This is a genomic window from Corynebacterium guaraldiae (genome assembly GCF_053480195.1).
The window spans coordinates 93,339-101,556 of sequence record NZ_JBRBAU010000011.1; the positions used below are offsets into that span (position 1 = coordinate 93,339).

At 62.2% G+C, this 8,218-nt stretch carries 6 protein-coding genes; 2 read left to right on the forward strand and 4 right to left on the reverse strand.

The window, feature by feature from the left end; genetic code table 11:
- Positions 1 to 22: 22 nt before the first annotated feature.
- Both ACUY3D_RS09760 and pta read right to left on the reverse strand, forming a co-directional pair.
- The gene (locus ACUY3D_RS09760; RefSeq protein WP_448241005.1) at positions 23 to 1,243 is read right to left on the reverse strand and encodes an acetate kinase; all 1,221 of its coding nucleotides are present in this window, start codon (positions 1,241 to 1,243) and stop codon (positions 23 to 25) included.
- Positions 1,244 to 2,608: a phosphate acetyltransferase gene (gene pta / locus ACUY3D_RS09765; protein ID WP_284847695.1), complete on the reverse strand. Its 1,365-nt coding sequence runs from the start codon at positions 2,606 to 2,608 to the stop codon at positions 1,244 to 1,246.
- A gap of 348 nt (positions 2,609 to 2,956) precedes the next feature.
- On the opposite strand from pta, the gene ACUY3D_RS09770 reads away from it, so the two are divergent.
- Positions 2,957 to 5,059 carry a glucose PTS transporter subunit IIA gene (locus ACUY3D_RS09770; protein ID WP_448241006.1) on the forward strand — a complete coding sequence of 701 codons (2,103 nt, stop codon included), beginning with the start codon at positions 2,957 to 2,959 and terminating at the stop codon, positions 5,057 to 5,059.
- 143 nt (positions 5,060 to 5,202) lie between these two features.
- Positions 5,203 to 6,030 (forward strand): PRD domain-containing protein, encoded by an 828-nt coding sequence (locus tag ACUY3D_RS09775; protein WP_269948717.1) that lies wholly within the window; start codon positions 5,203 to 5,205, stop codon positions 6,028 to 6,030.
- Positions 6,031 to 6,064: 34 nt separating this feature from the next.
- Here the strand turns inward: ACUY3D_RS09775 and ACUY3D_RS09780 are convergent, their stop codons facing one another.
- Positions 6,065 to 6,955 (reverse strand): class F sortase, encoded by an 891-nt coding sequence (locus ACUY3D_RS09780; RefSeq protein ID WP_448241008.1) that lies wholly within the window; start codon positions 6,953 to 6,955, stop codon positions 6,065 to 6,067.
- Between the two features lie 203 nt (positions 6,956 to 7,158).
- Positions 7,159 to 8,218, reverse strand: a 1,060-nt coding sequence (locus ACUY3D_RS09785; protein ID WP_448241009.1) for a VaFE repeat-containing surface-anchored protein, incomplete at its 5' end; no start/stop codon positions are given.

Sequence of the window (8,218 nt, forward strand, 5' to 3'; positions counted from 1 at the left end):
CGGCTTTCGCCGGCACGTAGAACTAGTACAGGCCCGCCTCCCGGGCCATGGCCGCGATGCCCGCGGACTTCTGCGCGATGGCCAGTTCCTCGTTGGTCGGCACCACGAAGACCTTGACCTGGGATTCCGCGGTCGAAATCATGCGCGGCTCCTTCGAGCGCACGAGGTTGGCTTCCTTGTCGAAGTCAATGCCGTACATGTCCAGGTTGTACAGCGAATCCTGGCGGACCTCGGTATCGTTCTCACCCACGCCGGCGGTAAACGTAATCGCGTCCACGCGGCCCAGCGCAATCATGTATGCACCGATGAAGCGGCGCAGCTGGTGGATGTAGATGTTATAGGCCAGCCAGGCATCCTGGTCCTCGTTGTTGATGCGCTCGCGCAGCACGCGGAAATCGTTGACACCCGCAATGCCCTTCACACCGGAGCGCTTGTTCAGAAGGTTATCGATCTCATCGATCGACATGCCTGCCTCACGGGAGAGGTGGAAGATGATACCCGGGTCAATATCACCCGAGCGCGTGCCCATGGCCAGACCCGCCAGTGGGGTGAGGCCCATCGAGGTATCGATCGGGCGGCCGTTGCGAATCGCCGCCGCCGAAGCACCGTTGCCCAAGTGCAGCGTGATCTGGTGGACGTGGCCCGGGTCGCGGTCCAAGAGCTTCGGCACCTGCTGCGAGACGAACTCGTGGGAGGTTCCGTGGAAGCCGTAGCGGCGGATATCGTACTGCGAGGCCACATCGTTATTGATGGCATAGAGCGCGGCCGCCGGCGGCATGTGGTTGAAGAAGGCCGTATCAAAGACCGCCACGTGCGGGATGTCCCGCAGCAGCTTGCGCGCCACGCGGATGCCGTCCAGGTTGGCCGGGTTGTGCAGCGGCGCGAGCGGGATGAGGTCCTCGATCATGGACTCGATCTGATCCACGATGAGCTGCGGCTCGCTGAACAGGCGCCCGCCGTGCACAACGCGGTGCCCCACGGCGATGACCTCCACATCCGTCGGACCCACTCCGTGCTCGTGCATGATGCCGAAGGCACGGTCAAGGCCGAAGGAGTGGGTGGGAATCTCCAGCTCTTCCTTGTATTCCTCACCGCCCGTCTTGACGGTTACCGCACCCTGCGGCTCGCCGACCTGCTCCACCAAGCCGGAGACCAGCGGGGTATCCGTGGCCGAGCTTTCCGGGTCCACCAGCTGGAACTTAACCGAGGAGGAACCCGAATTGAGAACGAGTACGTACGCCATCTACTTCACCCCTGCCTGGATAGCGGTGATAGCCACCGTGTTGATGATGTCCGGAACGGTCGCGCCACGCGAGAGGTCATTGACCGGCTTGTTCAGCCCCTGCAGAATCGGGCCCACCGCCAACGCGCCACCGGTGCGCTGCGCCGTCTTATAACCAATGTTGCCGGCCTCCAGGTCCGGGAAGACGAAGACCGTAGCCTTACCCGCAACGTCAGATTCCGGCGCCTTCTTGGCGGCCACGCCGGGGTCACAGGCAGCGTCGAACTGCAGCGGACCATCCACCGCCACGGAAGAATCGATGCCGCGAGCCACCTCGACGGCCTGCGTCACCTTCTCCACGTCCGGGCCAGCGCCCGAGGTACCCGTCGAGTAGGACAGCAGCGCCACGCGCGGGTCTAGGCCAAACTGTGCTGCGGTCTGCGCAGAGACGATGGCGATCTCGCCGAGCTGCTCCGGGGTCGGGTTCGGGTTCACCGCGCAATCACCGAACGCCCACAGGCGGCCCGGCATCACCATCAGGAAGATGGAGGAGACAACGGAGGCCTCCGGCTTGGTCTTGATGATCTGGAAGGAAGGCTTAATGGTGTGCGCCGTGGTGTGCGCCGCGCCGGAGACCATGCCATCGGCCAAGCCCTTGTGCACCATCATCGTGGCGAAGTAGGACACGTCCTTCATGGTCTCGCGCGCCTGCTCCAGCGTCACGCCCTTCTTCTTGCGCAGCTCCGCAAAGTCCGCTGCGAATTCCTCCGCCAACGGGGATTCCAGGTGGTTGATGATCTCCACGCTACTCAGGTCGATCCCGAGTTCCTGGGCGCGCTTTTCGACGTCCCCGTCACCCAGAATCGTCAGCTTCGCCACCTTGCCCTTAATGAGCTCACCGGCAGCCTCCAGGATGCGGTCATCCTCGCCCTCCGGCAGCACGATGTGCGCCCCGATTTCGCGGGCCTGATCCAGAAGCTGCTTCTGGAAGAGCTCGGCGCACATATAGGGTTCGATGTCCTCCAGGGAAGAAATCGCACTGGGAACGGAGGAGACGTCGCCCACCGCGCCCACCACAGTGGCGCCTACCGAGCGCGCGTGCTCCAACGCCAGCTCCGCGGCGCGGTCAGGCGCATCGGAAACCAGCACGAAGGGCAGGCCCAGAGCGGCCGCGGCCTTGGCGTCAAAGTCCATAACGCCTGTTCCCTGAAGGACCAGGTTGCCCGCGGGGGCGTTGTCCAAAACCTCGCTGAGCGTGGTTCCCAAGTCATCGACCTGGGCGAAGGTGGCTCCTAGTTCCTGAGCCACAGCAGCAACGTCCAAGCCGTCGAAGCCGCGCCCGATGACGCTGATAAAGGCAGAATTGCGTGAGGACTTGGCGGTCATGACCAACCTTTCTCTGCATAGAAGGTGTGTACCCGGGGTCACAATTTGGGACACACAGTGACACTACGACACTTTCACAGTACGGGAACACATCCCTGCTCGCCGCCCGCTTGACGCTTTTCCTCATCAACTTCCCAGGCCACCGACACCTAAGCCGGGACCACAGTGTGCTATCCCACAGAAACTTGTCTCCCGTGAGCACCCCGGAGTAGGCTCCTAACCAGGATTGTTACTTCGGGCAAGACCTAGGCTCCCCACTCTTAGCCGCGTGGGGATGGTTCGCTATGAACCATTGTGGCCTAGGTCTTTTGTGGTTTTCACAGGCCCTTAACTCGCGAAAGGATTCTCATGTCGACTGATATTCGCTCGGCAGCCGAGGCCATCCTGGATGGCATCGGCGGGGCGGAGAACATCACCTCTCTCACGCACTGCGCCACCCGCCTGCGCTTTGAGCTGGCTGATGCCTCCAAGGCAGACAAGGAAACACTCGAGGCCATCCCCAAGGTCATGGGTGCCGTGCCCCAGGGCGGCCGCAACTACCAGGTTGTCATCGGCGGTGACGTGGCCACGGTCTATGACGAGATCAAGGCCCTCCCGCAGATGAAGAACCGCAACCAGTCCGGCGGCCAATCTAATGACGATGTCAAGGCCGCCGCCCGCGCCAAGTCCAAGGGCAAGCTGCCGTGGATGGATGCCTTCTTCGAGTACCTCTCGGATTCCTTCCGCCCGATTCTGGGCGTGCTGCTGGGCGCTTCCCTCATCATCGCCTTCGCGTCCGTCCTGGACGCTTTCGGCGTCGTGGACTTCCGTTCCCCGGACAAGCCGGCCTCCTGGTTCTTCGTGGACGCCATGTGGCGCTCCGTGTTCTACTTCCTGCCGGTGATGGTGGCCTACAACGCTGGTAAGAAGCTGCGCATTGACCCGTGGGTCCCAGCCACCATCATGGCGGCGCTCTTCACCCCGGAGTTCCTGAATCTTTCGGAGAACCCCGCCGTCCAGTGCGTCACCAACGACACCCTCGGCGCTGAGCAGTGCTCCATCGAAATCTTCGGCATGACCATGCAGCTGCAGGACTACGGCGGAAACGTCTTCGTCCCGCTCATCATGGCGGCCGTCGCCGCACTCTTCTACAAGGGCTTCCAGAAGATCATCCCGTCCGCGGTGCACATGGTCTTCGTTCCCTTCCTGACCCTGCTCTTCCTCATCCCGCTGACCGCCTTCCTCATTGGCCCGTTCGGCGTGTGGGCCGGTAACGGCATAGGCGCTGGCCTGTCCTGGATGAATGACAACGCCCCGTTCGTCTTCGCCCTGGCCATCCCGATGCTCTACCCGTTCCTCGTCCCGCTGGGCCTGCACTGGCCGCTCAACGCCCTCATGCTGGTCAACATCCAGACCTTGGGCTATGACTTCATCCAGGGTCCCATGGGCGCATGGAACTTCGCTTGCTTCGGCGCCACCGCTGGCGTGCTGGCACTGTCCATTCGTGACCACGACACCGTGATGCGCCAGACCTCCGGCTCTGCCCTCCTGGCTGGCCTGCTCGGCGGCGTGTCTGAGCCTTCCCTCTACGGTATCCACCTGCGCTACAAGAGGATTTACCCACGCATGCTGGTGGGCTGCTTCGCTGGTGGCCTGACCGTGGCCCTGCTGACCCTGGGCACGAACGGCATTACTACCGACGCCTTCGTCTTCACCTCCCTGCTGACCATCCCGGTCTTCACCCCGATGGCCAAGTACGCCATCGCCATTGCAGTGGCCTTCTTCGTGGCTTTCTTCCTCATCCTCTTCACCGACTACCGCACCCCGGAGGAGCGCGCTGAGGCTAAGGCCGCCCGCGAGGCAGCCGAGAAGGCCGAGCTCGACAACGCCAACGCCGCCGACAACGCCGCGCTTGCCGACGCCCCCGCAGCAACCGCCGCTGCCGGCGCTGGCGCCGGTGCCGCCACCGCCACCAAGGCTGACGCCCCGGCCAAGGCCGCTGAGCCTGCCGCTGGCACCACCACCGACATTGCCTCCCCGGCTGCCGGCAAGGTTGTCCCCATGGCTGAGATCGATGACCCGGTCTTCTCCGCCGGCACCCTGGGCGACGGCGTGGGCATCGTCCCCGAGAACAACGAGGTCTACGCCCCCGTCAGCGGCACCGTCATGAGTGCCATGAAGTCCGGCCACGCCTACGGCATCAAGACCGAGGACGGCGTGGAGGTCCTCGTCCACATCGGCATCAACACCGTGAAGATGAAGGGCGAAGGTTTCGCCCCGGCCGTCAAGAAGGGCGACACGGTCAAGCAGGGCGAGCTGCTTGCCACCGTTGACTTCGCCAAGGTCACCGAAGCCGGCTACGACACCACCATCGTCCTTGCCGTGACCAACACCAAGGCGCTGTCCGCCGTCACCCCGGCTGGCCTCAACCACGCCGCCGCTGGCGATACGGTCATCACCACGACCCGCTAAAGGACCCACTAGGGAACCTTTAGCACGCCTCTAACGAACCCTGACTAAGCTGGCTCGATGGAACCACCATCGTGGCCGGCTTTAGTCGTTTTAGCTCCAACCGGCTAGCCTTAACCGGTTAACCCCAACCAGAAAGGTACCTTGTGCAACTGTTGCGAGTGTTCAATAACAACGTCGTGCTCGCACGCCGCGGCGCGGAGGACGTCATCGTCACCGGCCGCGGAATCGGCTTCCAGGCTCACCCCGGCGCTGAGGTTGACCCCGCCAAGGTGGTCAAGGTCTTCGTCCCGGATTCTGGCCGCGACCCGGATCACCTGGCCGCCATGATCGCCGGCATCCCCGGCGAGTACGTCCAGCTGGTCATCGATGCCATGCACTCCGTCGACATGTCTGAGGCACTGCGCAGCAAACTCACTTTGGTCGTCGCGATTGCGGACCACATCCACGGTGCCGTCAACCGCGGCAACGCCGTGTCTTATCCCCTCGAAGCCGAGGTGCGCCACCTCTACGCCGAGGACTTCGCCCTCGCGCAGCAGCTACTCACGGCCATCAACGGCGGGCTCCATAAGCCCCTGGCTCCCGACGAAGCCGTGGCCATCACACTGCACTTGGTCAACGCCGGCTTCGCAGTGGGGGATCTCTCCGGCACCTACCGCATGACGGGTCTGATCCAGCAGATCCTGGCCGTTATCGGCTCGCACATCGATACGGAGCTCATTAGCGAGGACATCTCCGTCGCCCGCTTCATCACGCACCTGCGCTACCTCTTCGTGCGCATGGCGGAGCACCAGCAGCTGGACTCGGACGACCGCCAAGTAGCCACCGCCATCTCCGCGCGCTACCCCGATGCCGTCGAGACCGCCCAAATGGTAGCTAACCTCATTGAGCTGCGCCTCGACAGCGCTCTAACCCCCGATGAGGTCTCCTACCTGACGCTGCACATCGCGCGCCTGGAGGAGGCCTCCGCCTAAGCCATCACCCCGCTTAGGCGATTCACCAACCAACCTAAGCCGCCGGCGCCTCAACAGCGCCCTCAGCGGGCGCGTCAACAGCACCATCGACCGGTGCCTCAGCGCCGCCTTCCACGGGTGCTACCGGCTCTGCCACGGTGATGATGTTGTCCTCGTAGCCCAGCTCACCGCCGACGAACTTGCCGCCGCAGGTGATGAGGACCAGGCGGTTATCTCCCTGAGTGTCGTTCACCACGTCCGGGAAGCCTGAGCCCTTCGGCAGACGGTACGGCGCCTCCGTCACGCGGAACTGGCGCTCCTCGCCGTCGATGAAGACGGTGAATTCCTGGCCCTGCTCCAGGGTGGTGAACTTCTCTGCAAAGCCCGTGCCCTGCCCCTGGTAGTTGATATGGCCGGTGATAACGCTGGAGCCAACCGGGCCAGCCTCGCCCGGTACTGCGGAGGCGGAGTACCAACCCAGGCGCTGCACATCGCGCGGCGGAATCAGCATGCCGGTATCCGTGACCTGAATCGGGTCCACGGCGGCGAACTCATCGTTGATACCCAGGGACATGGCACCGAAGCCACGGAACTCACCCGGTGCCGCATCAATCTCCTTATCCTGCTCACCGGAGTCATCCACGAAGGGATCATTGTTCGTCGTCGGTGCCTCAGCGCTTTGCGACGTCTCCGCCGACTCTCCCGCATTGCCTTCCGCGGAATCATCGCCATTGCGGCCCGCATAGATCACCAGCTGCACGATGACCAAGATGACCGCGATGAGCGCCACCAGACCAATGAGGAGCTTCCTATTGCCCTTCTTCGACTCGCCCGCTGACTGCTCCTCACCGGCATGGTGCTTCGCCGCGGCAGCCTCCCCGGCAGTCTCACCCGTGGAATCGGCGGGGTATTCCGGAATATCGTTCTGTTGGCTTTCGCCAGCCATAATCTCTGCTCCTTGTGACTGTCTTCTAGTTATGGGCTTCTAGCTTCTAAAAGTCTTCGCTATGGGGTTTCGATGTAAACAATAGTCTAAGGATCATATGACGAATCCCCTCCAGCGTTTTCACCCTGGAGGGGATTGTCTTAATCATTGTCTGCCCCTACCACACCCAGCCGGTGAGGGCCGGGATGGTGTTGCAGTGCGGACTACTTGATGAAGTCCTGCATGCCTGGGTCAAGCTGGGTTGCACCAGAAGGTACGTGCTTGATCTCCACGCGGTGCGTGTTGGACGGCACCGGCTGACCGAAGTCCTGCGGCTGGTTAGCAGCATCCTCCGGCGGGGTTGCGTCCAGGACGGTAACCTCGCGGTCATCGCGGCCGGTGTTGTCGTGGGACTCACCGTGGTTGTTGCCACCATCATGGCCACCATTGCCACCATCATGACCGCCGTTGCCACCGTTGTGGCCACCGTCGGCGATGATCTTGATCAGGCCCAGACCCGGGATGAGCAGCAGCCACCACGGCAGGTCCTTCTTCGAGCTGCCCTTGTCTCCATCATTGCCCTTGCCGTCGCCCTTATCCGGGGTATCGGAAGGCTTGTCGGAGTCAGAGGTAACCGTCTGGTTCTTATCGTTGATGTCCTTGTGCTCAGCAATATGGTTCGGGTTCTCCGGATCAGTACCCGGAGTCTCCTCGCCCTTGTCGTTGACCTCAACCGAAGTCAACTCCTCAAAAGCAACCGCAGCCTCAACCGGCTCCTTCACAGACTCATCAACGATGATCTCAACAACAACCTCACCGTTAGCAGACTCCGGAGTAAAGGTCTTCTCACCCTTACCCAGAACGGTCTTGCCGTCCTCCTTGGAAATCAGCTCAGCGAACAGGGTGTATTCCTTACCCGGAACCAGGTTCTCATAGGTAACACGGTCGTTGACCTGCGCACCAGCAACAACCTCGGTTGCACCGTTAGCGAAGTCAGCATTCGTCGAAATCTTCGGCTTGCCAGACTCATCATCGCCCGACTTCGGAACCGTCTGGTTCTTATCGTTGATGTCCTTGTGCTCAGCAATATGGTTCGGGTTCTCCGGATCAGTACCCGGAGTCTCCTCGCCCTTGTCGTTGACCTCAACGGAGGTCAGCTCCTCAAAAGCAACCGCAGCCTCAACCGGCTCCTTCACAGACTCATCAACGATGATCTCAACAACAACCTCACCGTTAGCAGACTCCGGAGTAAAGGTCTTCTCACCCTTACCCAGAACGGTCTTG

Excerpts from the sequence above, each read along its gene's own strand:
- ACUY3D_RS09760 (WP_448241005.1), bottom strand. The coding sequence starts at position 1,243 with ATGGCGTACGTACTCGTTCTCAATTCGGGTTCCTCCTCGGTTAAGTTC.
- pta (WP_284847695.1), bottom strand. The coding sequence starts at position 2,608 with ATGACCGCCAAGTCCTCACGCAATTCTGCCTTTATCAGCGTCATCGGG.
- ACUY3D_RS09770 (WP_448241006.1), top strand. The coding sequence starts at position 2,957 with ATGTCGACTGATATTCGCTCGGCAGCCGAGGCCATCCTGGATGGCATC.
- ACUY3D_RS09780 (WP_448241008.1), bottom strand. The coding sequence starts at position 6,955 with ATGGCTGGCGAAAGCCAACAGAACGATATTCCGGAATACCCCGCCGAT.